Origin of the sequence: Microbacterium halophytorum, from assembly GCF_002970975.1 — a bacterium.
In the GTDB taxonomy this organism is placed as follows: domain Bacteria; phylum Actinomycetota; class Actinomycetes; order Actinomycetales; family Microbacteriaceae; genus Microbacterium; species Microbacterium halophytorum.
In genome coordinates, this window is the sequence record NZ_PNFA01000007.1 from 86,674 (window position 1) to 111,677 (window position 25,004).

Sequence of the window (25,004 nt, forward strand, 5' to 3'; positions counted from 1 at the left end):
GGCCGGATGGCGGCGCATCCGTCGTGATCTCGTTGTCGGTCGTCTTCGTTAGGGTTCTGAAGTGATCGTCGAGCACCTCAGCCTCAAGGACTTCCGCAACTATGCGGAAGCCGAGCTGGAGCTGGGCCCCGGCGCGAACGTCCTCGTCGGCCGCAACGGCCAGGGCAAGACGAATCTCGCCGAGGCGATCGCGTACCTGGCGACGCTCGGCTCGCATCGCGTCTCCGCCGACGCTCCGCTGGTCCGCGAGGGCGAGAGCGCCGCGTTCGTGCGGGCTCGCCTGCGGCACGGTGCGCGGACGGTGATGCTCGACCTCCAGATCAGCAAGCAGGGCTCGAACAAGGCGCGCATCGGCGGGGCGCCCGTGAAGCCGGGCGAGCTGCCGCGGTACGCGCAGGTCGTGCTCTTCGCCCCGGAAGACCTCCAGATCGTGCGGGGGAATCCGTCGGAGCGGCGGAAGTTCGCCGACCAGCTCCTGATCCAGCGGACGCCGCGGATGGCGGCCGTGCTCGGGGACTACGACCGCACGCTGCGGCAGCGCACGACGCTGCTGAAGTCGGCTCGAGCTCGGGGGATGAAAGCGGATGCGCTCCCGACCCTCGACGTCTGGGACGACAAGCTCGTCGCGCTCGGCAGCGAGATCATTGATGCGCGCACGGCGCTCGCGCACGACCTGCAGGGCCCGCTGACCGCTGCGTACGAGGGCGTCGCCGGGGCCGACCACCGCCCGGAGCTGTCGTGGACGCTCACGATCCACGGGGCGGATCCGGAGGAGGGCGACGACGCCGACGGCGGCGGCGAAGGACCGACCGCGGCGCAGTTCCGCTCGGCCCTCGCACAGAAGCGCGCCGCCGAGCTCGAACGCGGCCTCAGCCTCGTCGGTCCGCACCGTGACGACCTCCTGCTCCGCGTGCGCGGCCTGCCCGTGAAGGGGTACGCCTCGCACGGCGAGAGCTGGTCGGTGTCGCTCGCCCTGCGCCTCGCGGCCGCGGAACTCCTGCGGCGGGAGTCTCCGGGCGGCGACCCGATCCTGATCCTCGACGACGTGTTCGCAGAGCTCGATGCCGATCGCCGTTCTCGCCTGGCCGGGGTCGTCTCCGACTACGAGCAGGTGATCGTCACGGCCGCCGTCGCGGGCGATGTGCCGGAGCCCCTGCGCGGCAGCGCCATCCGGATCGATCACGGCCGCGTGCTGGGGCCGCTCGCCGACCACCCCTTCGACACCGCGCATCCGGAGCAGGCCGATGGCTGAGACCCCCGATCTGCCGGAGACTCTCGCGACCTACCTGCGGCTGCGCGGCCTCGAGCCGTCGAAGTACGCCAAGCGCCGCAAGAAGCGGCGGCGCGACCCGGAGGACGACGCGAACCAGCCGTTCATGAACGGCCGCGACCCGTCGCCGCTCGGTGCCGCGCTCGACAAGCTGGCGCAGCAGTCCGGATGGACGGGGCAGCTCGCCAAGGAGGACCTCGTCAGGCGCTGGGAGGACGTCGCGGGCGCGGAGACCGCTCAGCATTCGAGCCCGACCTCGCTCACGAACGGCACTCTGACGGTGAAGTGCGACTCCACGGCGTGGGCGAAGAACCTGCAGTTCATGCGCGCGCACATCCTGACGCAGATCGAGCGGCGCTACCCCGAGGCCGGAGTCGAGTCGGTGCGCTTCGTCGGCCCGGATGCGCCGACGTGGAAGCGCGGACCCCGCGCGGTGCCCGGCCGCGGGCCCCGCGACACCTATGGGTAGACCTCGCCGCGACCGGCGACGCCCAGGGGGCCTGTGGACGCGATAACGGCCCCGCGAACGATCCGGGGCCTGTAGAACGGTGTTTCTGGGCGTTCCCGGGCCCGTCTGTGCCCGTTGACGGCCGTTGTCACGGTAGGATGGCAGGTGGTTCAGACCGAGATCGGAGCACCATTCCATGACGAGCGACACCCCTGCCAGCGAGCCCGAAACCGCCGCCGGGGGTGACGCCGTACAGAAGGCGCCCGCGGGCACCGGGGAATACGGCGCCGACAACATCCAGGTGCTCGAGGGCCTCGAGGCCGTCCGCAAGCGCCCCGGTATGTACATCGGCTCGACCGGTCCGCGCGGCCTGCACCATCTGGTCTACGAGATCGTCGACAACTCGGTCGACGAGGCGCTCGCGGGCTACTGCGACACGATCACCGTGACGATCCTGCCCGACGGCGGGGTCCGATGCGAGGACAACGGCCGCGGCATCCCCGTCGCCGACCACAAGACCGAGGGAAAGTCGACCCTCGAGGTCGTGCTGACGGTCCTGCACGCGGGCGGAAAGTTCGGCGGCGGCGGATACGCCGTCTCGGGCGGCCTGCACGGCGTCGGTTCTTCGGTCGTGAACGCCCTGTCGACGCGGCTCGAGGCCGTCGTGAAGCGCGACGGCTACGTGTGGCGGCAGGCGTTCTCGCACGGCGGCGCCCCCGAGTCGTCGATCCAGCGCGGCGAGGCGACGGACGAGACGGGCACCACTATCACGTTCTGGCCCGACGCAGAGATCTTCACCGAGACGGTCGAGTTCGAGTACGAGGTGCTGCGCACGCGCTTCCAGCAGATGGCGTTCCTCAACAAGGGCCTGCGCATCGAGCTCTTCGACGAGCGCGCGGAGTCAGTGGAGGAGGTCGAAACCGCAGAGGGCGCACCCGAGGCGCAGCAGCGGCACGACGTGTTCCACTACGAGAACGGCCTCATGGACTACGTCGACTACATCAACACGGCGAAGAAGTCCGAGCGCGTGCACGAGGACATCATCCACTTCGAGTCGGAGGACACCGACCGGCACATCGCGCTCGAGGCGGCGATGCAGTGGACGACGGCGTACAGCGAGAACGTCCACACCTACGCCAACACGATCAACACCCACGAGGGCGGCACGCACGAGGAGGGCTTCCGCGCGGCGCTGACGTCGCTCGTGAACCGCTACGCCCGCGCGAACAACCTCCTCAAGGAGAAGGACGAGAACCTCACGGGTGACGACGTGCGCGAGGGCCTGACCGCCGTCATCTCGGTGAAGCTCTCCGAACCGCAGTTCGAGGGGCAGACCAAGACGAAGCTCGGCAACACCGAGGCGAAGACCTTCGTGCAGCGCATCGTGAACGAGGAGATCTCCGACTGGTTCGAGCGCAACCCGCAGCAGGCCAAGAACGTCATCCGCAAGGCGATCGACGCGGCCTCCGCCCGGATGGCGGCGCGCAAGGCCCGCGAGACCGCCCGCCGCAAGAGCGTGTTCGAGTCGGCGGCGATGCCGGACAAGCTCAAGGACTGCACGAGCAAGGATCCGTCGATCAGCGAGATCTTCCTCGTCGAGGGCGACTCGGCCGGCGGCTCCGCCGTCGACGGGCGCAACCCGCTCACGCAGGCGATCCTGTCGCTGCGCGGCAAGGTGCTGAACGTCGAGCGCGCCCGCCTCGACAAGGCGCTCGGCAACAAGGAGATCCAGGCGATGATCCAGGCCTTCGGCCCCGGGATCGGGCCGGAGTTCGACATCGAGAAGGCGCGCTATCACAAGATCGTGCTGATGACGGATGCCGATGTCGACGGCCAGCACATCACGACGCTGCTGCTCACGCTGCTGTTCCGCTACATGCGCGGGCTGATCGAGGCCGGCTATGTGTTCCTCGCGATGCCGCCGCTCTACCGCCTGAAGTGGACGAACGCCGACCACGAGTACGTGTACTCCGACGCGGAGCGCGAAGCGTTCACGAAGGCGGGCATCGAGCGCGGTTGGCGCCTGCCGAAGGGCAGCGAGGGCGGCATTCAGCGCTACAAGGGCCTCGGCGAGATGAACGCCGAAGAGCTCTGGGAGACCACGATGAATCCGGAGACGCGCACGCTGCGCCAGGTGACCATCGAGGATGCGGCTGGCGCCGACGAGATCTTCTCGGTCCTGATGGGCGACGACGTCGAGTCGCGCCGCACCTTCATCCAGCGCAACGCCAAGGACGTCCGCTTCCTCGACATCTGATCGACGGCGGATACGCGAAGAGAGTTCTCACACTATGAGCGACAACGACCAGAACACCGACGAGCAGCGGCCCGACCCGAACGCCGGCCACAACCACGGCCGGATCGACCACGTCGATCTGCAGTCGGAGATGCAGCGCAGCTATCTCGACTACGCGATGAGCGTCATCATCGGCCGCGCCCTGCCGGATGTGCGCGACGGCCTGAAGCCCGTGCACCGCCGCGTGATCTACGCGATGTACGACGGCGGCTACCGACCCGACAAGTCGTTCTCGAAGTGCGCGCGCGTCGTCGGCGACGTGATGGGCCAGTACCACCCGCACGGCGACACGGCGATCTACGACACCCTCGTGCGCCTCGTGCAGCCGTGGTCGATGCGGTACCCGATGGCCCTCGGGCAGGGGAACTTCGGCACGCCGGGCAACCAGGGGGCCGCGGCACCTCGGTACACCGAGACGAAGATGGCCCCGCTCGCGCTCGAGATGGTGCGCGACATCGAGGAAGACACCGTCGATTTCGAGCCCAACTACGACGGCCGCACGCAGGAGCCCAAGGTTCTGCCCGCCCGCATCCCGAACCTCCTCGTGAACGGCTCGGTCGGCATCGCGGTCGGCATGGCGACGAACATCCCGCCGCACAACCTGAGGGAGGTCGCCGACGGCGCGCTGTGGGCGCTCGACCACCCGGAGCTCCCGCGCGAGGAGCTGCTCGGCGGCCTGATGCAGCGAATCCCCGGCCCGGACTTCCCGACCAAGGCGCAGATCCTGGGCACGAAGGGCATCCAGGACGCGTACCGGACGGGCCGCGGCTCGATCCCGATGCGCGCCGTCGTCAACGTCGAAGAGGTCCAGGGCCGCACCTGCCTCGTCGTCACGGAGCTGCCGTACCAGGTCAACCCCGACAACCTCGCGGTCCGGATCAGCGAGCTCGCCCGCGAGGGCCGCGTGCAGGGCATCGCCGACATCCGCGACGAGACCTCGGGCCGCACGGGCCAGCGCCTCGTCATCGTGCTCAAGCGCGACGCGGTCGCGAAGGTCGTGCTGAACAACCTGTACAAGCACACCGACCTGCAGACGAACTTCTCGGCGAACATGCTCGCGATCGTCGACGGCGTGCCGCGCACGCTGCCGCTCGACCGCTTCATCTCGCTGTGGATCACGCACCAGCTCGAGGTCATCGTCCGCCGCACGCAGTTCCGCCTGCGCAAGGCGGAGGAGCGGATGCACATCCTGCGCGGATACCTCAAGGCGCTCGATGCGCTCGACGAGGTGATCGCGCTCATCCGGCGCTCGCCGACCGTCGACGAGGCGCGCGATGGCCTGAAGGGCCTGCTCGACATCGACGACATCCAGGCCGATGCGATCCTGTCGATGCAGCTGCGCCGCCTCGCGGCGCTGGAGCGGCAGAAGATCATCGACGAGGCCGAGGAGCTCGAGGCGAAGATCGCCGACTTCAAGGACATCATCGCCGACGAGGCGCGCCAGCGCGACATCGTCAAGACCGAGCTGACGGCTGTCGCCGACAAGTTCGGCGACGAGCGGCGCACGCAGATCCTGCACGGCTTCGACGGCGACGTCTCGATCGAAGACCTGATCGCCGAGGAAGAGGTGGTCGTCACGATCACCCGCGAGGGCTACGTCAAGCGCACCCGCAGCGACAACTACCGCTCGCAGCACCGCGGCGGCAAGGGCGTGCGCGGGGCACAGCTCAAGGCGGATGACGTCGTCGAGCACTTCTTCGTGACGACGACGCACCACTGGATCCTGTTCTTCACGAACACGGGCCGCGTGTACCGCGTGAAGGCGTACGAGCTGCCGGAGGCCGGCCGCGACGCCAAGGGCCTGCACGTCGCGAACCTGCTCGCGATGCAGCCGGATGAGCAGATCGCCGAGGTCATCGAACTGCGCGGCTACGACGACACCGAGTACCTCGTGCTCGCGACGCGCAACGGCCTCGTCAAGAAGACGCGCCTCAGCGAGTACGACTCGAACCGCCAGGGCGGCATCATCGCGATCAACCTGCGCGAGGGCGACGAGCTCGTCGATGCGCTGACGGTGAACGGCGACGACCACATCCTGCTCATCACGGAGAAGGGCATGTCGCTCCGCTTCGACGCGAGCGACGAGTCCATCCGGCCCCTCGGCCGCGCGACCAGCGGCGTCAAGGGCATCTCGTTCCGCGAGGGCGACGCGCTGCTGTCCGCGTCGGTGGCGCGCACGGGCACCTTCGTCTTCACCGTCACTGACGGCGGCTATGCCAAGCGCACCGATATCGACGAGTACCGGCTCCAGGGCCGCGGCGGCATCGGCATCAAGGCGCTCAAGATGAACGATGACCGAGGCCTCCTCGCGGGTGGTCTGGTCGTGGAGGAGACGGACGAGGTTCTCGTGGTCCTCGCCAAGGGCAAGGTGGTACGCTCGGCCGTCGCCGAAGTGCCCGACAAGGGCCGCGACACCATGGGAGTGCTGTTCGCACGGCCCGACAAGAACGACAAGATCCTGGGAATCGCCCGCAACAGCGAGCGCGGCCTGGGGGATGATGAGGCGGAAGAGGAGCCGGCTGACGAAGCCGCGGAGACCCCCGCAGACACGACCGGAGAGAGCACCGACGAATGAGTACCGTAGCCGACAAGCTCGCGCAGAAGAGCTCGCGCAAGCCCCGATCGAAGCAGGTGCGCCTGCGCCTGGTGTACATCGACTTCTGGTCAGCCATCAAGCTGTCGTTCCTCGCCGCGATCGTCGTGGCCGTCGTGACGGTCGTGTCGTTCTTCCTGATCTACCTGGTGATCGACACGATGGGCATCATCGCTCAGCTCGACGAGTTCATCGTGGGCTTCGCCGACATCCAGATCTCGTCGTTCGTGGGCCTGCCGCAGGTGATGGCGTTCGCGGGAGTGCTCGCGATCCTCAACCTGATCGTCGTGACGGTGCTCGGCGCCGTGCTCGCCGGCATCTACAACCTGGCCGTGAAGGTCTCGGGCGGGCTGCTGGTCGGCTTCACCTCGAACTGATCGGTTCCTCACGAGAGCGCCCCCTCCTTCGGGAGGGGGCGCTCTCGCGTTCCCGGCGGGCATGCCCCTGGCAGCGAGGATGCGACACGGCCGGGATCCGGCTCGATTCGCACGGTGCGCGACGATCGGGTAAACTCTTCAAGGTTGATCGGGCGAGACCCGGTCGGCACCCGAAACGGGGCTATAGCTCAGGCGGTTAGAGCGCTTCACTGATAATGAAGAGGTCCCAGGTTCAAGTCCTGGTAGCCCCACCACTCAACTTCACACCCGTTACGGGGCCTTAGCTCAGTTGGTAGAGCGCCTGCTTTGCAAGCAGGATGTCAGGAGTTCGAATCTCCTAGGCTCCACAACAATGCGAACCACCGACTGACGGTTCGCCGATCCGTGCCGGGGACCAGCGACCGACCGTGGTGCTGTGCGCGCAAAGGTCTCGATCGGCCAGTTCGCCTTTCTTGCTCACCGATCCGTCGGCTGGAAGAACTCTGCGAGCGCCTCTTCGATGTGCTGGCGGGCTTCGTCGTCCGAGAGGTGCGGCGTCCCGTCGCCACCCTGCGGCCCGTAGTCGCCGAATTGCGCGTGCGAGACGCCCTCGAGCGTCACTGATTCCGCGTCTGAGGGCAGGATGTCCTTCGACTCCTCCACGGCTTCGGTTCGAATGAGCCCGTCATCCGAACCGAAGACCGACAGCACGGCCAGGTCCGTGTGTTCGCTGAGATCGACGCCCGAGCAGTAGGACGCCAGAAGCAATAGCGCGTCGACCTCGTCTGACTCGGCGTACATGCAGGCTCGGACGCCGCCCATGCTGTGGCCGCCCACGGACCATGATTCGACGTCGGGTGCGGCGGATGCGAGTTCCTCGAGCGAACGGCGCTCGAGGAGAGCTAGATTGAGCGAGGGCTGGGCGATGATGACCGTGGTCCCATTGGCCGCGAGCTCCGTGAAGCTGGCCGCGTATGCGTCAGGCTCGACTTTCGCTCCGGGGAAGAAGATGAGCCCCGTGCCATTGCTCGCCGCAGACGGCCCGAGCACCGTGAGGTCGCCTTGCACGTCGAGGTGAACGCGCGGATCACTTTCGACCGCACTGATTCCCTCCGGTTCCGCGGCGTAGGTCTTCTGCGTCCAGATGAGAAAGGCAGACACAGCCACGGCGAGGATCGCGAGAAGCGCGAGCAGTACGACGAGGAGCACCCGCCTCGCACGGCTCCGCGGACGCCGCACTCTGTCGAGCGCTGCCGATGGCGCGTCAGGGGTGACACTCCGGGCAGAGCGCCGAGGCGGGTCGACGCGAGATGGCATGGATGTGCTCCGCTGGTGTGAAGGAATAGTACGGCAACCTTACTATCTCCCCCTTACGATGAGGTGATGGGAGAAGCCGCAGCGACGAATGACGCGCCCTCGATCGCCCAATTCCGCAATCTCCAGGACGCGATCGGCCGGGCGACCTCCGCCGTAGCGCAGCGATTGGAACTGAGCGTCACGGACGCCGCGGCGATCGAACACATCGCGCTTGCCAGCCGCGCTGTGGGCCCGGGGGAGCTCGCAGCGCGGCTGGCGGTCACGCGCTCGTCCGCGACGGAGATCGTCGACCGATTGGTCGAGTCCGGGTACATCCACAGAGTCAGGGATGAAAGGGACAGGCGCCGATTCCGGTTGGAACCGACGAAGTTCGCGACCGATCGCGTGCGCGAACTGCTCGACCCGTTGGTGCGATCGATCGTCGATGTCACGGCCAAGATCCCGCCCAGGGACCGAGAGCTGATCGATCGCTATCTCGGGGAGGTGACGTCGGCGTATCGGGCATTCGCCGACGACGCGACCGCGGCAACCGAGGCTGTCTCGTCGCCGGATGCGCGGTAGGTCAGCAGAAGCCGCGCTTCGGCTCAGGTCGCGGCTTCGACGGTGAGCGCGGCGACCTCGCCGGCTCGGAAGTGGTTGTCAGCTCATGACGCTCCCACGGGACATCGTCAGATGTGAGCTGCGCCTGGTCGATGCTGGCGGAAGCGACCACGAGGACATCATCGGATCGGTCCGCTGCCGACGCCACGACGGCTGGTCGGACCTGGCGAGGCCCATGCCAGGCCCGCCTCACGGCGCCGGCGCCTCCACCTCCACGCGGAGGATGCGGTCGTCGCCGGGGCGGGCCTCCGTGCCGCCCCAGGTCGCTCCATCCGTGTTCGAGGTGACAAGCCACAGGGTCCCGTCGGGCGCGACCTCGACGGTGCGGATGCGGCCGTAGGTGCCGACCAGGTGCTCGACCGGCTCTGCCGCGGCGGCGCCGCCGTCGACGGGGAGCTGCCAGAGACGCTGCCCTCCCAGGGCCCCGATCCACAGCGACCCCGAGGCGTAGGCCGTGCCGGAGGGGCTGGCGTCGTCGGGGTGGATCGTCGCGATCGGCGCCACGCCGGTGTCGCCGGCGATGCCCTCGGTCTCGGGCCAGCCGTAGTCCTCGCCGGGGCGCAGGACGTTGACCTCGTCCCAGGTGCGATGCCCGAGCTCGGAGGCGTACGCCGTGCCGTCCGGGCCGAAGGCGATGCCCTGGACGTTGCGGTGCCCGCCGGAGTAGATGGGCGAGTCGCCGGGGTTGTCCGCGGGGATCGAGCCATCGGTGGCGATGCGCAGGACCTTCCCGTTGAGGGAGGCGTCGTCCGCGGCATTCTCCGGTTCGAAGGCGTCTCCCGTTCCGATCCACAGGTGCCCGTCCGGGCCGATCGCGAGGCGCCCGCCGTGGTGGCGGTCGGCGGTCCGGATGCCGTCGAGCAGCGTCCGATCGACCGTCAGGGAGCCGAAGTCGTCGGCGATCGTGAGGGCGACGATCCGGTTCTCGTCCGCTCCCGAGACGGAGGCGTAGACCGTGCGGTCCGCATCGAAGTCGGGGGAGGCGGCGATGCCGAGCAGGCCGCCTTCGGAGGTGACGTCCACATCCGGCACGATGCCGATCGTCTGGGCCTCTCCGCCGTCGGAAGGCACGCGCAGGATGCGGCCGCTGATGCGCTCCGAGACCAGCGCGGTCCCGTCGGGGAGGAACGTCAGGCCCCACGGCGCCTCCAGGCCGGCCGTCAGCTCCTCCGGCTCGCCCAGCGTCGCCACGGCATCGGGCGCGAGAAGCGGCTCGGCGGATGTGGGCGGAGTCGTCGCCGGGCCCGAGGGATCCGACGACGAGATCGCGCAACCGGCCAGGGCGAGGCCGACGGCCAGCAACCCGAGGGCTGCCGACCTGGTGATCCCGCCCGACGCGCGGGCGGTGCGCTTTCGGTTCGGCCCTGCTGTCGGCGAGGGGAGGGCTCGCATCATGCTCCTTGCGGGTGCGCGGCGCCCGCTACGCGGCGCCGCCGTTGACGAAGAGGGTCTGCCCGTTCACCCAGCGGGCGGGTCCGGCCAGGAACGCCACCGTCTCGGCGACGTCGTCCGGCGTGCCCAGCCGCTCGAACGGGTTGCTGCCCGCGATGCGCTCGATCAGCTCCGGGCTCTTGCCGTCCAGGAACAGCGGGGTGGCGGTGGGGCCGGGGGCGACGGTGTTGACCGTCACGTCGCGGCCGCGCAGCTCGCGCGCCAGGATCAGCGAGATCGCCTCGACCGCGGCCTTCGACGCCGCGTACGCGCCATAGGCCGGGGTCTGCAGCCGCGTGATCGAGGTGGAGAAGTTGATGATGGCGCCGCCGGGCCGGATGCGCCGGGCGGCGATCTTGTCGACGGCGAAGGTGCCGCGCACGTTCACGCGCTGGACGCGGTCGAACACCTCCAGATCGAGATCTGCGATCGGCGACAGCGGCATGATCCCCGCCGTATGGACGAGCACGTCCGATCCGCCGAACTCCCGCTCGGCCGCGTCGAACAGCGCCTCCGCGGTCTCCTCCTCCGACACGTCGCCGCCGGCCGCGACCGCGTGCCCGCCGGAGTCGATGATGGCGGCAACGGTCTCGTCGGCGCGCTCCCTGTTGCCGTTGTAGTGCACGACGACCGCCATCCCGTCGGCGGCCAGGCGGAGGGCGCTCGCCCTGCCGATGCCGCCGGAACCCCCGGTCACGATCGCGACGCGTTCGATGGTGCTGGCCATGTCCGTCCCTCCGCTCGTATGTGAACACGATGTACATTAGTTGCGAACGCGTAAATGTACAAGGGGTTCACATATAGTCGTGGACGAGGGGAGAGCCGATGATCGAAGAATCCACGACGGCACGGCGCGGGAGGGGCCGCCGGCCGGCGGCCGAAGTCCGCGCGGGCGTCCTCGCCGCGGCCGGTCGCGTCTTCCTGAGCGAGGGCCTGCGGGCCGTGACCTTCGACCGCATCGCCAAGGAAGCCGGGTCGAGCAAGGTCACGCTGTACAAGTGGTGGCCATCGCCGGGGGCGATGGCGGCCGAGGCGTACTTCGCGCAGACCTCGAGGGTGCTGGAGTTCGCGGACACGGGCGACATCCGGGCCGACCTCGTCTCGCAGCTGACGTCGTTCGTGCGGTGGCTGACCGATGAGGGCGTGGCCGGCCCCGTCTCCGAACTGATCGGCGCCGCGCAGCTCGATCCGGATGTCGCTGCGGCCTGGTCGGAGCAGTACGCGCGCCCGCGGCGCGAGCTCGCGCGCGAGCGGCTCCGCGCCGCGCAGCTCGTGGGGCAGCTGCGCGGGGACGCCGACCTCGACGTGATCGTCGACCAGCTCTGGGGCGCCTGCTACCACCGGTTGCTCGTCCTCCGGGTGCCCTTCGATGAGGAGCTGGTTCCCCGGGTGGTGGATCAAGCGCTCTATGGTGCCGCTCGCGCGGAGTGATCCTCAGCGAGCACGCGCTCAGCCCGCCGCCTCGACGGCGCGCGCGGCGACCGCGTCGGCCCGGAAGTGGTCGTCTCCCGTGAGGGTGATCACGGTGTCGTCGTCGACGAACAGCAGCAGCTGCCCGCCGGAGCCGTGCAGGCGCCACGCGCCACCGGGGCCGCGCCAGCCGCCCATCGCGTAGCCGTCGTAGCCCGGCCCGTCTCCCGTCGCGATCCAGTCGGCGTGCATCCCGTCGACCCAATCCGCCGCCACGATGCGCCGGCCGCCGCACGCCCCGCGGTCCCGGATGAGGCGCCCGATCCGGGCGATCTCCGAGGTCGTGAGGGCGATGCCGTCGCCGCCGCGCACATACCCGCGCGGGCAGCGCTCCCACACGACGCCATCGATGCCCAGCGGTTCGAAGAGCCGAGGCCGGAGCCACTCGACGACGTCCCCGACCCGCGCGTGGAGCGCGCGCATCGCGACATACGTACTCGCATTCGCATATTGGAACATATGCCCGCGTCTCGGCCTGCCGAGGAAGGCGTGCGCGACGTCGTCGTGGTCGGCGAACATCGTGGGGGACCACGGGAAGTCCACGCCGCTCGTCATGGTGAGCAGGTGCCTGCTCGTGACGGCGTCCGCGCCGAGCCCGACGGGTGCATCGGTCAGGATCCGCGTGACCGGCTCATCCGGGTCGAGCACGCCCTCGTCCCGCGCGATGCCCGCGGCGAGCACGGCGACGCCCTTCGCGAGCGAGTGGATCTCTTCGCGGGTCTCGGGCGTCCATCGGTGCGACGCCGTCTCGGCCCCCGCCCGTACGTGCAGTCCGTGGGCGGCGAACCCGACATCGTCGATCGCCCGCGCGATCGAGTCGAGGATGCTCTGGGCGCGCGTCATGCGACCAATCTTCCAGATCAGCCTGAGCCGAGACAGGCCGCGAGGTGAGCGGTACGGTCGGAACATGGCGGAGGAGCCCGAACCGGGGGAGCATCCGCGCCGGCGGGAGACACCCGACGAGCGCGCCGATCGCAATTGGCTCGAGCTGCTCCAGGAGTTGCGCGTGCTGCAGACCGGTACGCAGATCCTGACCGGTTTCCTGCTCGCCCTCGCGTTCCAGCCGGCGTTCGCCGATCTCGAACCCGGCCAGAAGGCCGTTTATCTTGCGCTGATCGGGCTGAGCGGTCTCAGCGCCGTCATCGCACTTGCGCCCGTCGCCGCGCACCGCATGCTGTTCCGACTGGGGGAGAAAGCGGCGATCGTGACGGCGGGGCACGTCTGCCTGATCGTGGCCCTCGCGATCGTCTCCCTCCTCCTGGCCGGAGTCGTGGGGTTCGTCTTCGACGTCGTCGTCGGGGAGCCCGCCGGATGGATCGCCGGGGGCACGCTCGCCGCCGCCGCGGTTCTGGGGTGGGGGATCACCCCGGTCGCGATCCGCGCGCGCCGGGAGTGATGGGACGCCTCCGACCTCGCGCGGCTCAGCCCTGCGCCGTCGTGCCGACGCAACGGTGCGATTCCGGTGTACGGTGCGTCGGCACCGGCCGCGCTGACCTGCCTGTCAGTCCCACTCCGCGAAGTACCAGAGCACCGGATCATCGGTTCCCGGCAGGGTGCTGCGGAAGCCGTGCCGTTCGTAGAAGCGGCGCGCGCCGACATCCGGCGAGTCCACGTTGATGTGCATCTCGCCCGCGTCGCGGCGTCGGGACTCGGCGATAGCGACGGCCAGCAGCTCCGCGCCGATGCCCTGCGAGCGTCGGGCAGGGCGCACGTAGAGCTCGTCGAGCGTCGCGACGCGGCCGCCCTCGTTGTAGATCGCGGGCCGCAGTGCCACAACGGCGTACCCCACGGGTTCGCCGCGCGAGATCGCCAGCAGCGCGAACGCGGCCGGATCGGCGAGGAAGCGCCGGAAGCGCGGCAGCAGGACGTCGAACGGCGGCTCGGGCTCGTCGAACTCGTCGCCGAACTCGATCTGCAGCCGCGCGAGCACGTCGGCGTGCTGCGCGCTCGCGAACTCGATGGAAACGTCAGACGGGGTCATGACTCCTCCGTGTCTACGACCTGCGCGTTCCGCGGCAGCGCGCGGCCGTTGAGGGTGAACGGGATCGCTTCGGCGGCGGCGGGGTCCGGGCCGCTCATCGCTTGGAGGTGGAGGTGGGGTTCCGTACTGTTGCCCGAGTTGCCGCAGAGCGCAAGCTGCCGGCCGGTCTCGACGCGCGTGCCGACCCCGGCGGCGATGCTGCCGCGCTGGAGGTGGCACAGCGCGACGACGGCATCCGGTGTCTCGATCATGACGTGGTTGCCCGCCAGGTGCGGCCAGCCGCGGGATGCCCGGCGGTTCTGCGTCAGCATGTATCCGACGGACGGGAACCCACGATGCGCGTCGTGGTCCGGCTCACCGTCGTGCACCGCGACGATCGTGCCGGCGACGGGCGCGAGGATGGGGCGCCCGAACCCCACGAATCGTTCGGGCGGCTCGGTCCGGAACCACGTTGCCGCGGTGACCCGCGCGCTGCGGCCCGCGGCATCGATCGGCACGAAGTCGACCGCCTGTGCGCTCGCGAACCGCGCCGTCCCGTGGCTCGGCACGCGGTTCGACGGGCTGTTCTGCGTCAGCCATCGACCCGTGAACGGGTGCGCGAGATCCAGCACGGCGCTCCTCTCCGATACGGCCAGTGTGCCAGCGGACGGTGCCGCGCACACCTGTCTGCTCGGACACATCCGGGGTCGATAGCGTGGGGGCATGACCGCTCAGCGCATCGCCTTCCTCGACGTCGACGGCACGATCCTCGAGCACGGGAGTCGGATCGCCCCTTCCACGGTGACGGCGGTGCGCGCGGCGCGTGAGAACGGGCACCTCGTCTACCTCTGCACCGGTCGCGCCGAGGGCGACATCCATCCGGATGTGAAAGCGATCGGCTTCGACGGAGCGATCACCAACGGCGGTGCGTTCATCACGCGCGGCGACGAGCTGATCATCTCGCACCCGATGCCGCGCGCCGACACCGACCGGCTCGTCGAGTACTTCACGCGGCACGGCATCCACTACTTCCTGCAGACCCACGAGACGGTCTTCGCGAGCGAGGGCATCGGCCGCGTCTTCGGCGAGTTCGTCAAGACGCTGCAGGGGCACCGCGCGGGCGAGGACGGCATCTCGCGACCCGCGCCGGACTTCCACTACCCGCCGGTCGCCGATGCCGACCTCGACGCCGTCGCCAAGACGACGTTCATCAGCGAGACCTCCGACAGCCTCGACCGCGCGCAGTCCGAGCTCGGCGACCGCTTCCACGTGATCCCGGGATCCATGCCGATGCCCGGCGGCTCGAACGGCGAGATCGCACTGCTGGGCATGAACAAGGGGGCGGCGATCCTCGAGCTGCTCGCGGTGCTCGGCCTCGACGCGGCCGACGCGATCGGCATCGGCGACAGTTGGAACGACGTGGAGATGTTCGATGTCGTGGGCACGCCCATCGCGATGGGCAACGCCGACCCTGAGGTGCAGGCCCGTGCTGGCCGCGTCACGACGGCCGTGCTCGACGACGGCGTCTCGAACGCGTTTACCGAGCTCGGCCTCGTGTAGCGCGCCTGCCGAGCCAGGTGCCGGCCGGGCGGGCGCCCGACCGGTCCTCGTCCAGCGCCGCACCGTTCGCCCGCACCTTCACGGGGGCCATTGACGCACCCGCCGATGCTTGCGAGTGTGTGAGTGTCGGCCATCGGGCGGGGCTGCGCGGCACGGGCCGACCGGATCAGGGAGCCATCGTGAGCGGACGCATCATCATCGACCTGTTCATCACGCTCGACGGCGTCGTGCAGGCGCCGGGCGGGCCCGACGAGGACACCAGCGGGGGCTTTCGCTTCGGCGGCTGGCAGGCCGGCCACCCGAGCGACGCCGTGGGCGAGAGCGTCATGGCGGGCATGTCGACGCTCGACGCCCTGCTGCTCGGCCGGCGCACGTACGACATCTTCGCGGGCTACTGGCCCGAGCACACGACAGGCCCCGAGGGCGAGATCGGGCAGCTCTTCAACCGCGTGCCGAAGTACGTCGCCTCCCGCAACCCTCACCTCGAGCTCGACTGGAGCGGGTCGAAGCGGGTGGGCGTCGATCTCGCCGCCGAAGTCGCGGCGCTCAGGGAGCGGCATCGCGACGTGCATGTGATCGGCAGCGCCGACCTGGCGCAGACGCTCCTCGCCGATCAGCTCTTCGACGAGCTGCACCTCTGGGTGTACCCGATCGTGCTGGGGGAGGGGAAGAAGCTGTTCCCGGACGGCGCGCAGCCCGCGCACCTTCGCCTGCTCGATCCCGTCATCGCGGGCGACGGCGGCACCCTCGGCCTGCGCTACGCTCCGCTGCCCGGAGAGCCCGAGACGGGCAGCTTCGGTTGAGCGCATGCGGGTATACCGAACGGTATCCCCTCCGGTAGAATCAGACCATGGCGACCACGATCAAGGTGAGCGAGGAGCTGCGCGACCGGATCAACCGTGACGCACAGCAGCGCGGGCTCACGGCGGCGAGCCTGATCGAGCGTCTGCTCGACGGGCATGAGCGACGTCAGCGCATGGAGGCGTTCGGGCGGGCGTTCCGTGGGGCGGACGCGGCCTACTGGGACGAGTTCCGGTCGTGGGACGTGACGCTCGACGACGGTTCGCCCGGTGACTGATCTCCGACGGGGCGACGTCGTCTGGGCGGAGTTCGACCCCGTTCGCGGCCGGGAGCAGGCGGGGCGGCGACCGGCGCTCGTCGTCGCGAGCGATCTGTACCTCGAGCAGGCGGACACGCTCGCGATCGTGCTGCCCGCCACGACCGTCGATCGCGGGTGGCCGAATCACGTCCTCCTGCGCGGCAGGCACCTTGCGCTGGAGCAGCCGACGTTCGCGATGACGGAACTGCCGCGCACCATCACGCGCGACCGCCTCGTCGGTGAGGCCGGGGCGGTGGACGCAGCCACGATGCACGACGTCGACAGCTGGCTGCGCGACTTCCTCGCGCTGCCGTGATCGCGGCCCAGCAGCTCCGCCCGCGAGAACTTCATCTCAGCATCCACCCACCCATCATCAGGTGTTGCGCACACCGCGAGAACCCGCGCCCGGCGCAACCCGCAGGAAGCGGCACTTGAGCGGTGATGCGCCGGGTTGAGCGCCCGTCAGCGGCGCCGGTACCGCAGCAGCAGCTCGTCGCCCGCGCGGAGTGCGCCGACCAGGCGCATGTCCGTCGGGGAAGCGCGGCCGGATGACGCGATGCGCGGGCCGTCGCCGCTCTCGAGCGTGGGGGCGAGGGTCAGGCACAGCTCGTCGACGGCGCCCTGTGCGAGCATCGCGCCGAACAGCGAAGGTCCGCCCTCGGAGTGGACGCGCGTGAGCCCGCGACCCGCGAGGTCCGCCTTCACCGCCGGCAGGTCGACCTCGTCCTCGCCGCAGGCGACGACGTCGGCGACCCGCGCGAGCGCGGCGCGGCGCTCGGCGGGCCCGCGCTCGCACGTGTAGACGATCGGCCGCACGGGGGCGTCGGCGAACACGGGCGACGCCGGGTCGAGGTCCAGACTGCGGGTGACGAGGGCGAACACCGGGTGGGCGCTGAGACCGCGGTCCATGCGCCAGGCGCTCGCCCCCTGGTCCACGCGCATGGCGGCGTAGCCCTCGGTGCGCACGGTTCCCGCGGCGACGAGCACGGCGTGGGCCGGTCGGCGCAGGAGCTCGAAGACGCGGCGGTCGGCGTCATCGCCGAGGCCGCCGGAGCGGCCCTCCCTCGTCGCGGCGCCGTCGAGGCTCGTGACGAAGTTCATCCGGAGCCACGGCCCGTGCGGCGGGAACGCGTAGTCGTCGAGCAGGTCGTCGTCGTTCAGGTCGTCGGCCTGGTCGGGCCACAGCCTGTCGATGCGCGCCGTCATACGTTCCTCGTGGGGTGGGTGTTGTGCTCGAGCCGCGCGGGTTCCCGCCAGCCCATGGTCGCTTCGAACATGCGGGCGGCATCGACCGACGCCTCGACGTCGTGCATCCGCACGATGCGGGCGCCTCGTTCGAGGCAGCTCGTCATGGCGGCGAGCGAGCCCGCCAACCGCTGCTCCTTCTCGCGGTCGATCGCCTCGCCGACGAAGTCCTTGTTCGAGACGGCGACGAGCAGGGGCAGGCCGATGTCGGCGATCTCGCCCAGGCGCCTGGTGAGCTCGAGCGAGTGCAGCGTGTTCTTGTCGAGGTCGTGGCCCGGGTCGATGATGATCCGGTCCCGCGGCACGCCCGCCGCGATCGCGCGCTCGGTGCGCTCGACGAGGAACTCGCGGACCTCGCCCACGACGTCGCCGAAGCGCGCCGCGGGTTTCTCGACCCGCGGCGGTCCGACGCTGTGCGTGATCACGATGTGCGCGTCGCTCGAGGCGATCGCGCTCGCCATGTCGGGGTCGCCGAGCCCGCTGGTGTCGTTGACCACCGCGGCCCCTGCGGCGATCGCGGCGCGCGCGACGTCCGCCCGGTTGGTGTCGACAGAGATGACGACGTCACTGGTCGCGGCGACCCGCTCGATCACGGGGGTGACGCGCGCGATCTCCTCCTCGACCGAGACGTCCGGCCCGCGGCCGAACGGCACTCCGCCGATGTCGATCCAGTCCGCCCCGAGTTCCGCGGCGCGCACGGCGGCCTCGACGGCGCGGTCGAGCGCGAAGGTGGCGCCCTGGTCGAAGAACGAGTCGGGCGTGCGGTTGACGACCGCCATCACCGCGACCTGGCGCGAGAAGTCGAACTCGCGCCGCCCGATGCGCCGGATCACGCGGCCGTCCGGTCGATGCGGAGGGTGCGCGGCGCGCGGCGGTGGGAACGGGCCGGTGAAGGCGGTGTCGGCATGTGTCCTCCTCGCCCTCAGCCTATGCCGGGATCGCCTCGGGCGGTCGGGTCGGACACCGGAGACGCCTAGCCGCAGCACCCCGCGTATGCTCGCGATACATGCGGCGCTGCCGCACCCGCTGACGCTTCGGATTCGTCGGCGACTGACCGGCGAAGGAACGAAGGCGATGACGGCGAACACCTCGGACGAGTCCCGCGCAACGCGCATCAGCCCGGTCGATCGCGCACTCGAACGGTTGATCGCCGAAGTGGCGGCGGGCGAGCACTCCGGCGACGTCGCTGACTACATTCCCGAGCTGGCGGCTGTCGATCCGGACCGGTTCGCGGTCTCGGCGACCAGCATCATGGGCCGTCAATACGGGGCGGGCGACCTGAAGACGCGATTCACGATCCAGTCGATCTCGAAGCCCTTCGTGTACGCCCTCGCGCTCGCGGAGCATGGAACCGACGCGGTTCTGGAGCACGTCGGCGTGGAGCCGAGCGGACAGGCGTTCAACGCGATCAGCTTCGACGCAAAGGGACGCCCGTTCAACCCGATGATCAATGCCGGGGCTATCGTGACGACCTCGCTCATCGGGGCGTCGGACGGCGACGAGCGGTTCCAGCGCATCTGCGCGGGCCTGTCGGCGTTCGCCGGGCGGACGCTCGAGCCGGATGACGTCGTGTACCGATCGGAGTCGGAGACGGGCGATCGGAATCGGGCACTCGCCCTGCTCGCCCGTTCATCGGGTGCACTGCGCGCGGATGTCGACGACGCCGTTGAACCCTACTTCCGCCAGTGCGCGTTGGCGGTCGACGCCCGCGACCTCGCCGTGATGGCCGCGACCATCGCGAACAACGGCGTCAATCCGCTCACAGGCGTCGAGGTCGTCGAGGCCCGAGTGGCCCGGCATACGCTCTCGCTGATGTCGAGCTGCGGCATGTACGACCGTTCGGGCGAATGGCTGATGCGCGTCGGGCTGCCCGCCAAGTCGGGCGTCGGGGGCGGCATCGTCGCGGTCAGCCCCGGGGAGTACGGCGTCGGGGTGTTCAGCCCGCCGCTCGACTCGGTGGGAAACAGCAGCCGCGGCGTCGCGCTTCTGCAGAAGCTGTCCGACGAGTTCCGGTTGCACTCGTTCGGCCACCCCACCGTGCCGATCGTGCCGATGGACGAGTCATTCGACGGCGGCGTCGTGACACTCGGCCTCCGGGGCGAGTTCGACTTCGTCGCCGTCGAGCGGCTCATCAGTCGGGCTGTCGAGCGCCTCGAGGCGACGGGCGCGACTGCGCTCCTTCTCGATCTGCGCGGGGTGACCTGGACGGCTTATGCGGCCGAGCGATTGCTCGCGGCCTTCGTCTCCGAAGCCCGCGCACACGACCCGCGCCTCGATATCCGGTGCCTGCGACCCGGAGACTGATCTCGGTCTCTCGGCGCCGGGGATGTCGCGGGCCGCGCGCCGGTGGTACGTTTCTGCCGAGTGCAGACGGAATATCTGTACACCGATGGGGGTCGAGATGTCGAAGTCACTGCAGCGGACGCCTGAGGCAGATATGACGGACCGCCGGTCGTGGATGCCGCTGATCTGCTTCTTCTGCGCTCAGGTGCTGATGTCGTTCAACGTCGCGGCGCTGCCGATCTCGCTGGGCGGCATGGTCGAGGACTTCGGCGTGCCGCCGACTGTCGCGAGTTCGACGATCGTCGTCTACGGCCTCGCCGTTGCGGCCCTCGTGATGACGGGCGCAAAGCTCGGACAGCGGATCGGCTGGGTGATCCTCTTCCGGGTCGTGGTGGTCGTATTCGCGGGTTCATCCGTTCTGATGCTCATCGGACCGACCGTCACCTTCGCGATTCTCGGCCAAGTGCTCGCTGGCGCGGCTGCTGCGATCATCGTTCCCGCTCTGGTCGCCCTGATCGCCGAGAACTACTCGGGGGCGCAGCAGGCGACCGCGGTCGGATCCCTCGGGTCCGCCCGCGCGTTCTCGGGCATGACCGCGTTCCTCATCGGCGGTGCGCTCGGCACCTTCGTCGGTTGGCGGCCGATCTTCTTCGTGACGCTCGGCCTCGCCGTGCTCGTCTTCGTGTTCAGCTTCTGGCTCCGCCGGGACAGGGGGAACCCGGAGATCAGGATCGATCTCGTCGCCTCGGTGCTGATCGGCGCGGCGATCATCTTCCTCACCCTCGGTTTCAACAACCTCAACGGCTGGGGCATCATCTGGGCCGAGCCTTCCGCACCGTTCGCAGTCGCCGGAGTCTCCCCGGCGCCCGTGTTCGTCGTCCTCGGCGTGGTGCTCGGTCAGGCCTTCTTCATCTGGACCAAGCGCCGCACGAAGCAGGGCAAGGTGCCGCTCGTCGACCTGAGCGTGCTGAAGCACCCGACCGAGCGGGCTGCCGTGTACGCGATGTTCATCATCGTGGCGATGGAGGCGGCCGTGAACTTCACGGTGCCGACCTACATCCAGGTCGTGCAGGGGCGCACGCCGTTCGATACGTCGTTGGCGATGCTCCCGTTCAACCTCACGGTGTTCGTCACGGCCACGCTCATCGTGCGCTTCTACACGCGGTTCTCGCCTCGCGTGATCGCCCTTACGGCGTTCGGTCTGACGACGATCGCACTGCTCTGGCTGTCGCTCGTCGTCACGAATAACTGGGAGACCCTGCCGACCATCCTGGGGCTCATCGTCTTCGGGATCGGCCAGGGGGCGCTCGTCACTCTCGTCTTCAACGTGCTCGTCACCGCGGCGCCGAAGGAACTCGCGGGCGACGTCGGGTCGATCCGGGGCACGACCCAGAACCTCGCATCGGCCGTCGGGACTGCCGTCATGGGCGCCGTCCTCGTGACGGCTCTCGGCTTCGGCATCACGAACGCCGCGGCGGAGCATCCGGAGCTCCCGGACGAGCTGGTGCAACAGGTCGACCTCGACAACGTCAACTTCATCAGCAACGACGATCTGCGCCAACTGCTCGAGGGCACCGATGCCGACGAGGCTCAGGTCGAGGCGGCCGTAGAACTGAACGAGCAGGAGCGGCTGCGCACCCTGAAGCTCGGCTTCCTGATACTCGCGGGCATCAGCGCGCTCGCCGCGCTGCCAGCGTCGCGGCTGCCGGGCTATCGGCCGCACGAGATCCCCGCCGAAGCGGTGGGCTCGGCCGACTGACGCCCGTAGGAATCGTCGTCCGGCACGGGGATCGGGTGCGACAGGAGCGCCGAGCGCAGGCACGATCACCGAGGCTAGGCGTGTTCGGCCTCATCTCGGGGCTTCTGCCCAGAGCCATTGCGACGACGCGCGCCCGGGCTACAGCACCTTGTCGAGGAAGCCCTTCGTGCGCTTGTGCCGCGGTGCCCCGAACACCTGCTCGGGGGCGCCCTCCTCGACGACCGCGCCGCCGTCCATGAAGATGACGCGGTCGGCGACCTCGCGGGCGAAGCCCATCTCGTGCGTCACGACGACCATCGTCATGCCCTCGATCGCGAGGTCCTTCATCACGGCGAGAACCTCGCCGACCAGCTCGGGGTCGAGTGCGCTCGTCGGCTCGTCGAACAGCATGATGCGGGGCTCCATGGCGAGAGCCCTGGCGATCGCCACCCGCTGCTGCTGGCCGCCGGAGAGGCGCCGAGGGTACTCGTTCTCCTTCCCCGAGAGCCCGACCTTCTCCAGCAGGGCCCTGGCGCGATCGCGGGCGGCGTCGGCCGAGAGCCCGCGCACCTTGGTCGGCGCGAGGCAGATGTTCTCGAGCACCGTCTTGTGCGGGAACAGGTTGAACTGCTGGAACACCATGCCGATCTCGGCGCGGACGTCGTCGATCTTGATGGTCTTGTCGGTCAGGTCGTAGCCGTCGACCACGACGGTGCCCGACGTGATGTCCTCCAGGCGGTTCAGGCAGCGCAGCAGCGTGCTCTTGCCCGACCCGGATGGGCCGATCACGCAGACGACCTCGCCCTCGGCGACCGTGAGGTCGATTCCCGTGAGCACTTCGTTGTCGCCGAAGGACTTCCGCAGCCCGGAGACGGAGATGATCATGACCGTGCCTCCATCCGCTTCTCGATTCGCCGCAGGACGAGCGACAGTGTGAGGGTGATCGCGAGGTAGAACGCCGCGACCGTGGTGTAGATCTCGACCGCGTTGTAGTAGGTCGAGACGATCGCGCGGCCCTGGTACAGCAGCTCGGGCACCAGGATGACCGACAGCAGCGAGGTGTCTTTGAGGCTGATGATGAACTGGTTGCCGAGCGGCGGGATCATCCGCTTGAACGCCTGCGGCCAGATCACCTGGAGCATCGTCGTGTGGTGGCTCATGCCGAGCGAGCGGCCCGCTTCCATCTGGCCCTTGTCGACCGACTGCACGGCGCCGCGCACGATCTCGGCGATGTACGCGCCCGAGTTGATGCCGATCACGATGATGCCCGCGACGAGCGACGGCAGCGTGAAGCCGACGAGCAGCGGCAGGGCGAAGAACAGCCAGATCGCCTGCACGAGCAGGGGCGTGCCCCGGATGACCTCGATGTAGACGACCGCGATGCCGCGGAGGACGCGGAAGCGGCTCAGGCGCCACAGACCGAAGAGCGCGCCGAGCGCGAAGCCGATCAGCAGGCCGACGACCGAGACCAGCAGCGTGTACAGCAGGCCGACGCCGAGCTGGGGCAGGAACTCGATGACGCTGCCCCAGCGGAAGTCGGTGATGATGTTCATGCGGGCCGCTCCGTCATCCGGCGGCAGGGGGTGTCATGGGGCACCCGGTCAGCCCACCTGGTCGGCGGCGAGGTCCTCGAGCCACTCGGGCTCCTCGCCGAACCACTCGGCGAAGATCTCGGCGTAGGTGCCGTCGTCGATCATCTCGGCGAGCGCCTCGTTCATCGCGGTGACGAGTTCGTCGTTGCCCTTGGCGACGGCGATGCCGTAGTCCTGCGCCTCGATCAGCTCGCCGACGGCCTTCATGCTGTCCTGGCCGGCCGTCAGGATGTAGTACTCGACGTTCGGGGCGTCGTAGAGCACGGCGTCTGAGCCGCCGCCCTCGACCGAGAGGTACGCCTGGTCGAGCTGCTCGTACGTGTTCGCCGTCGCGCCCTCGATGTTGTTCTGGATATAGTCGGCGCTCGTCGAACCGAGTCGGGTGGCCACCGTGAGGCCTTCGAGGTCGTCGACGCCCTGGATGGTGTCGTTGTCGATCGGCACGCCGACGCGCAGACCCGACTTGTAGTACGGGCTGGTGAAGTCGACGGCCTCGGCGCGCTCTTCCGTGATCGTCATGCCGGCGATCGCGATGTCGAAGGTGCCCGTCTGCAGGCCGGGGATGATGCCGTCGAAGTTGGTGTTCTCGTGCTCGACCTCGAAGCCGACGCGGTCGGCGATCTCGTAGATGATGTCGATGTCGAAGCCGACGTACTCGCCGCCCTCTTCCTCCTGGAACTCGAACGGCACGAATGCCGTGTCGGTGACGACGGTGTACGAGTCGGCGATGCCGCCCTCTTCGCCGCCCTCGCCGCCCCCGGAATCACTGCCGCAGCCGGCGAGCCCGCCGACGAGAGCGAGGGAGCCCGCGATCGCCGCGGTCGTGGTGAAGCGCTTGCTGATGGTCACGAAGGGCCTTTCCTTCCGTTTCCGGATGCCGCGCACGCCGCGGCTCGTTCCCTGCACCGTATGTCGGATCACTCTGCGTGTCAAAATGTTTACAATCCGACGATCCGACGCGATTGCGGCTGAATCGCCCCGGAATCGCCGGGCGCCGGCGGCCCGTGCGGAGCGGGCATCCGGGGCTCGCGCACCAGGGGTGAGCCCCGTGCGCGGGGTCTGTCGCGCACGGCCGCGGTGTTGGTACCGTGACGGCGATGCCGCCCGCGGCGTCGCGAACGAGAGAGAGGAAGCCATGAGCAACGACAACCAGAACGGCGACCGGCCGCAGCAGCCAGGGGGTCAGGCTCCGCAGCCCGGTGGCCCTGCGCCCCAGCCGGGAGCGCACCCGCCGCAGCCCGGTGCCGCGTGGCAGCAGCCTCCGGCGCCTCAGCCGGGCCAGCAGCCGTACGGCGGCTATCCGCAGGGGCAGGGCGCGAACGGCGACCCGGGTTTCTTCAAGGCCCTCTTCGACGTCTCGTTCCGCAACTACGTGACGCTGAAGTTCGCGAAGGTCATCTTCATCATCCTGATCGTCCTCGCGATCCTGGGGTGGCTGACAGCGATCACCGCGGGCTTCACGGTGGACCCGATCGTCGGGGTGCTCGCGATCCTGTTCGGGTGGATCGGCCCGTTCATCGCCCTGGTGATCTACCGTGTGCTGCTCGAGGCGGCCGTCGCCCTCATCCGCACGGCGCAGAACACGAGCATCCTCGTCGAGCGGCGCTGAGGCGCCCGCGCGTCCTCGGAGCCCGGCACCGCTTCGGCGGCGTCGGGCTCCTGTCGGCCGACCGCGGCCCCGCGGATCGGACGCGCGAATAGGATGGCCCCGTACCGGTCAGGATCCGGACAATGGCCGGTTCAGGT

Annotated in this window: 26 protein-coding genes and 2 tRNA genes; 17 read left to right on the forward strand and 11 right to left on the reverse strand. The window is 69.4% G+C overall.

What is annotated here, in order from left to right:
- Positions 1–61 precede the first annotated feature (61 nt).
- The 7 genes from recF (at position 62) to C0010_RS08790 (ending at position 7,331) form a co-directional block, all read left to right on the forward strand.
- Complete coding sequence (gene recF, locus C0010_RS08760) at positions 62–1,252, forward strand: DNA replication/repair protein RecF (protein ID WP_105566697.1); 1,191 nt, start codon at positions 62–64, stop codon at positions 1,250–1,252.
- On the forward strand, positions 1,245–1,739 hold the full coding sequence (locus C0010_RS08765; RefSeq protein ID WP_105566698.1) for a DciA family protein: 495 nt from the start codon (positions 1,245–1,247) through the stop codon (positions 1,737–1,739). Before recF ends, C0010_RS08765 begins: the two co-directional genes overlap by 8 nt.
- Positions 1,740–1,914: 175 nt before the next feature.
- Positions 1,915–3,975 (forward strand): DNA topoisomerase (ATP-hydrolyzing) subunit B, encoded by a 2,061-nt coding sequence (gyrB, locus tag C0010_RS08770; RefSeq protein WP_105566699.1) that lies wholly within the window; start codon positions 1,915–1,917, stop codon positions 3,973–3,975.
- A 34-nt stretch (positions 3,976–4,009) separates the two neighbouring features.
- Entirely contained in the window at positions 4,010–6,589 is a 2,580-nt protein-coding gene (gene gyrA / locus C0010_RS08775) for a DNA gyrase subunit A (RefSeq protein ID WP_105566700.1), read from the forward strand.
- Positions 6,586–6,984, forward strand: coding sequence for a DUF3566 domain-containing protein (locus tag C0010_RS08780; RefSeq protein WP_105566701.1), 399 nt, complete (start codon positions 6,586–6,588; stop codon positions 6,982–6,984). Before gyrA ends, C0010_RS08780 begins: the two co-directional genes overlap by 4 nt.
- Before the next feature lie 177 nt (positions 6,985–7,161).
- Positions 7,162–7,238, forward strand: a tRNA-Ile gene (locus C0010_RS08785).
- A gap of 20 nt (positions 7,239–7,258) precedes the next feature.
- Positions 7,259–7,331, forward strand: a tRNA-Ala gene (locus tag C0010_RS08790).
- 109 nt (positions 7,332–7,440) lie between these two features.
- On the opposite strand, the gene C0010_RS08795 is transcribed toward C0010_RS08790, so the two are convergent.
- Complete coding sequence (locus tag C0010_RS08795; protein ID WP_158685400.1) at positions 7,441–8,172, reverse strand: alpha/beta hydrolase; 732 nt, start codon at positions 8,170–8,172, stop codon at positions 7,441–7,443.
- Positions 8,173–8,346: 174 nt separating this feature from the next.
- Between C0010_RS08795 and C0010_RS08800 the strand changes: the two genes are divergently transcribed.
- A complete protein-coding gene (locus C0010_RS08800) occupies positions 8,347–8,841 on the forward strand; it encodes a MarR family winged helix-turn-helix transcriptional regulator (protein ID WP_105566703.1) in 495 nt (164 codons plus the stop codon).
- A 228-nt stretch (positions 8,842–9,069) separates the two neighbouring features.
- Here C0010_RS08800 and C0010_RS08805 read toward each other — a convergent pair whose 3' ends face one another.
- Both C0010_RS08805 and C0010_RS08810 read right to left on the reverse strand, forming a co-directional pair.
- On the reverse strand, positions 9,070–10,272 hold the full coding sequence (locus tag C0010_RS08805; protein WP_105566818.1) for a PQQ-dependent sugar dehydrogenase: 1,203 nt from the start codon (positions 10,270–10,272) through the stop codon (positions 9,070–9,072).
- A 28-nt stretch (positions 10,273–10,300) separates the two neighbouring features.
- Complete coding sequence (locus C0010_RS08810) at positions 10,301–11,038, reverse strand: SDR family oxidoreductase (protein ID WP_105566704.1); 738 nt, start codon at positions 11,036–11,038, stop codon at positions 10,301–10,303.
- 98 nt (positions 11,039–11,136) lie between these two features.
- Here C0010_RS08810 and C0010_RS08815 point away from each other — a divergent pair, with 98 nt between their 5' ends.
- Positions 11,137–11,742 carry a TetR/AcrR family transcriptional regulator gene (locus C0010_RS08815; protein WP_105566705.1) on the forward strand — a complete coding sequence of 202 codons (606 nt, stop codon included), beginning with the start codon at positions 11,137–11,139 and terminating at the stop codon, positions 11,740–11,742.
- 18 nt (positions 11,743–11,760) lie between these two features.
- On the opposite strand, the gene C0010_RS08820 is transcribed toward C0010_RS08815, so the two are convergent.
- Positions 11,761–12,624 (reverse strand): serine hydrolase domain-containing protein, encoded by an 864-nt coding sequence (locus tag C0010_RS08820; RefSeq protein ID WP_105566706.1) that lies wholly within the window; start codon positions 12,622–12,624, stop codon positions 11,761–11,763.
- A 64-nt stretch (positions 12,625–12,688) separates the two neighbouring features.
- On the opposite strand from C0010_RS08820, the gene C0010_RS08825 reads away from it, so the two are divergent.
- Positions 12,689–13,177 (forward strand): DUF6328 family protein, encoded by a 489-nt coding sequence (locus C0010_RS08825; protein ID WP_105566707.1) that lies wholly within the window; start codon positions 12,689–12,691, stop codon positions 13,175–13,177.
- Positions 13,178–13,282: 105 nt separating this feature from the next.
- Here the strand turns inward: C0010_RS08825 and C0010_RS08830 are convergent, their stop codons facing one another.
- Entirely contained in the window at positions 13,283–13,762 is a 480-nt protein-coding gene (locus C0010_RS08830) for a GNAT family N-acetyltransferase (RefSeq protein ID WP_105566708.1), read from the reverse strand.
- Positions 13,759–14,373 carry a M23 family metallopeptidase gene (locus C0010_RS08835; RefSeq protein WP_232531870.1) on the reverse strand — a complete coding sequence of 205 codons (615 nt, stop codon included), beginning with the start codon at positions 14,371–14,373 and terminating at the stop codon, positions 13,759–13,761. Before C0010_RS08835 ends, C0010_RS08830 begins: the two co-directional genes overlap by 4 nt.
- Before the next feature lie 91 nt (positions 14,374–14,464).
- On the opposite strand from C0010_RS08835, the gene C0010_RS08840 reads away from it, so the two are divergent.
- From C0010_RS08840 to C0010_RS08855, 4 genes are all read left to right on the forward strand, one after another.
- Positions 14,465–15,301 carry a Cof-type HAD-IIB family hydrolase gene (locus tag C0010_RS08840; protein ID WP_105566710.1) on the forward strand — a complete coding sequence of 279 codons (837 nt, stop codon included), beginning with the start codon at positions 14,465–14,467 and terminating at the stop codon, positions 15,299–15,301.
- A gap of 179 nt (positions 15,302–15,480) precedes the next feature.
- Entirely contained in the window at positions 15,481–16,104 is a 624-nt protein-coding gene (locus C0010_RS08845) for a dihydrofolate reductase family protein (protein WP_105566711.1), read from the forward strand.
- A 47-nt stretch (positions 16,105–16,151) separates the two neighbouring features.
- Positions 16,152–16,379: a toxin-antitoxin system protein gene (locus tag C0010_RS08850; RefSeq protein ID WP_105566712.1), complete on the forward strand. Its 228-nt coding sequence runs from the start codon at positions 16,152–16,154 to the stop codon at positions 16,377–16,379.
- Positions 16,372–16,716 (forward strand): type II toxin-antitoxin system PemK/MazF family toxin, encoded by a 345-nt coding sequence (locus C0010_RS08855; RefSeq protein ID WP_105566713.1) that lies wholly within the window; start codon positions 16,372–16,374, stop codon positions 16,714–16,716. The genes C0010_RS08850 and C0010_RS08855 overlap by 8 nt, the downstream gene beginning before the upstream one ends.
- A 146-nt stretch (positions 16,717–16,862) precedes the next feature.
- Here the strand turns inward: C0010_RS08855 and C0010_RS08860 are convergent, their stop codons facing one another.
- A complete protein-coding gene (locus C0010_RS08860) occupies positions 16,863–17,606 on the reverse strand; it encodes a pyrimidine reductase family protein (protein ID WP_105566714.1) in 744 nt (247 codons plus the stop codon).
- Positions 17,603–18,478 (reverse strand): dihydropteroate synthase, encoded by an 876-nt coding sequence (folP, locus tag C0010_RS08865; RefSeq protein WP_408631078.1) that lies wholly within the window; start codon positions 18,476–18,478, stop codon positions 17,603–17,605. Before folP ends, C0010_RS08860 begins: the two co-directional genes overlap by 4 nt.
- Before the next feature lie 241 nt (positions 18,479–18,719).
- Here folP and glsA point away from each other — a divergent pair, with 241 nt between their 5' ends.
- Both glsA and C0010_RS08875 read left to right on the forward strand, forming a co-directional pair.
- Entirely contained in the window at positions 18,720–19,949 is a 1,230-nt protein-coding gene (gene glsA / locus C0010_RS08870; RefSeq protein WP_105566820.1) for a glutaminase A, read from the forward strand.
- A gap of 97 nt (positions 19,950–20,046) precedes the next feature.
- Entirely contained in the window at positions 20,047–21,687 is a 1,641-nt protein-coding gene (locus C0010_RS08875) for an MFS transporter (RefSeq protein WP_232531873.1), read from the forward strand.
- Between the two features lie 138 nt (positions 21,688–21,825).
- Here the strand turns inward: C0010_RS08875 and C0010_RS08880 are convergent, their stop codons facing one another.
- The 3 genes from C0010_RS08880 to C0010_RS08890 are packed head-to-tail and all read right to left on the reverse strand — an operon-like array spanning position 21,826 to position 24,107.
- Positions 21,826–22,551, reverse strand: a complete 726-nt coding sequence (locus tag C0010_RS08880; protein WP_105566715.1) for an amino acid ABC transporter ATP-binding protein — start codon at positions 22,549–22,551, stop codon at positions 21,826–21,828.
- The gene (locus tag C0010_RS08885) at positions 22,548–23,219 is read right to left on the reverse strand and encodes an amino acid ABC transporter permease (RefSeq protein ID WP_105566716.1); all 672 of its coding nucleotides are present in this window, start codon (positions 23,217–23,219) and stop codon (positions 22,548–22,550) included. Before C0010_RS08885 ends, C0010_RS08880 begins: the two co-directional genes overlap by 4 nt.
- Before the next feature lie 48 nt (positions 23,220–23,267).
- Positions 23,268–24,107: a transporter substrate-binding domain-containing protein gene (locus tag C0010_RS08890; protein ID WP_198410826.1), complete on the reverse strand. Its 840-nt coding sequence runs from the start codon at positions 24,105–24,107 to the stop codon at positions 23,268–23,270.
- A gap of 286 nt (positions 24,108–24,393) precedes the next feature.
- Between C0010_RS08890 and C0010_RS08895 the strand changes: the two genes are divergently transcribed.
- Positions 24,394–24,867, forward strand: coding sequence for a DUF4282 domain-containing protein (locus C0010_RS08895; protein WP_105566718.1), 474 nt, complete (start codon positions 24,394–24,396; stop codon positions 24,865–24,867).
- Positions 24,868–25,004: the final 137 nt, after the last annotated feature.

Coding starts and splice junctions, on each gene's coding strand:
- C0010_RS08815 (WP_105566705.1), top strand. CDS start 11,137: ATGATCGAAGAATCCACGACGGCACGGCGCGGGAGGGGCCGCCGGCCG.
- C0010_RS08880 (WP_105566715.1), bottom strand. CDS start 22,551: ATGATCATCTCCGTCTCCGGGCTGCGGAAGTCCTTCGGCGACAACGAA.
- C0010_RS08895 (WP_105566718.1), top strand. CDS start 24,394: ATGAGCAACGACAACCAGAACGGCGACCGGCCGCAGCAGCCAGGGGGT.
- C0010_RS08820 (WP_105566706.1), bottom strand. CDS start 12,624: ATGACGCGCGCCCAGAGCATCCTCGACTCGATCGCGCGGGCGATCGAC.
- C0010_RS08860 (WP_105566714.1), bottom strand. CDS start 17,606: ATGACGGCGCGCATCGACAGGCTGTGGCCCGACCAGGCCGACGACCTG.
- glsA (WP_105566820.1), top strand. CDS start 18,720: ATGACGGCGAACACCTCGGACGAGTCCCGCGCAACGCGCATCAGCCCG.
- C0010_RS08765 (WP_105566698.1), top strand. CDS start 1,245: ATGGCTGAGACCCCCGATCTGCCGGAGACTCTCGCGACCTACCTGCGG.
- C0010_RS08800 (WP_105566703.1), top strand. CDS start 8,347: ATGGGAGAAGCCGCAGCGACGAATGACGCGCCCTCGATCGCCCAATTC.
- C0010_RS08885 (WP_105566716.1), bottom strand. CDS start 23,219: ATGAACATCATCACCGACTTCCGCTGGGGCAGCGTCATCGAGTTCCTG.
- C0010_RS08830 (WP_105566708.1), bottom strand. CDS start 13,762: ATGACCCCGTCTGACGTTTCCATCGAGTTCGCGAGCGCGCAGCACGCC.
- C0010_RS08875 (WP_232531873.1), top strand. CDS start 20,047: ATGTCGAAGTCACTGCAGCGGACGCCTGAGGCAGATATGACGGACCGC.
- C0010_RS08850 (WP_105566712.1), top strand. CDS start 16,152: ATGGCGACCACGATCAAGGTGAGCGAGGAGCTGCGCGACCGGATCAAC.
- gyrA (WP_105566700.1), top strand. CDS start 4,010: ATGAGCGACAACGACCAGAACACCGACGAGCAGCGGCCCGACCCGAAC.
- C0010_RS08805 (WP_105566818.1), bottom strand. CDS start 10,272: ATGCGAGCCCTCCCCTCGCCGACAGCAGGGCCGAACCGAAAGCGCACC.
- C0010_RS08810 (WP_105566704.1), bottom strand. CDS start 11,038: ATGGCCAGCACCATCGAACGCGTCGCGATCGTGACCGGGGGTTCCGGC.
- C0010_RS08780 (WP_105566701.1), top strand. CDS start 6,586: ATGAGTACCGTAGCCGACAAGCTCGCGCAGAAGAGCTCGCGCAAGCCC.
- gyrB (WP_105566699.1), top strand. CDS start 1,915: ATGACGAGCGACACCCCTGCCAGCGAGCCCGAAACCGCCGCCGGGGGT.
- C0010_RS08825 (WP_105566707.1), top strand. CDS start 12,689: ATGGCGGAGGAGCCCGAACCGGGGGAGCATCCGCGCCGGCGGGAGACA.
- C0010_RS08840 (WP_105566710.1), top strand. CDS start 14,465: ATGACCGCTCAGCGCATCGCCTTCCTCGACGTCGACGGCACGATCCTC.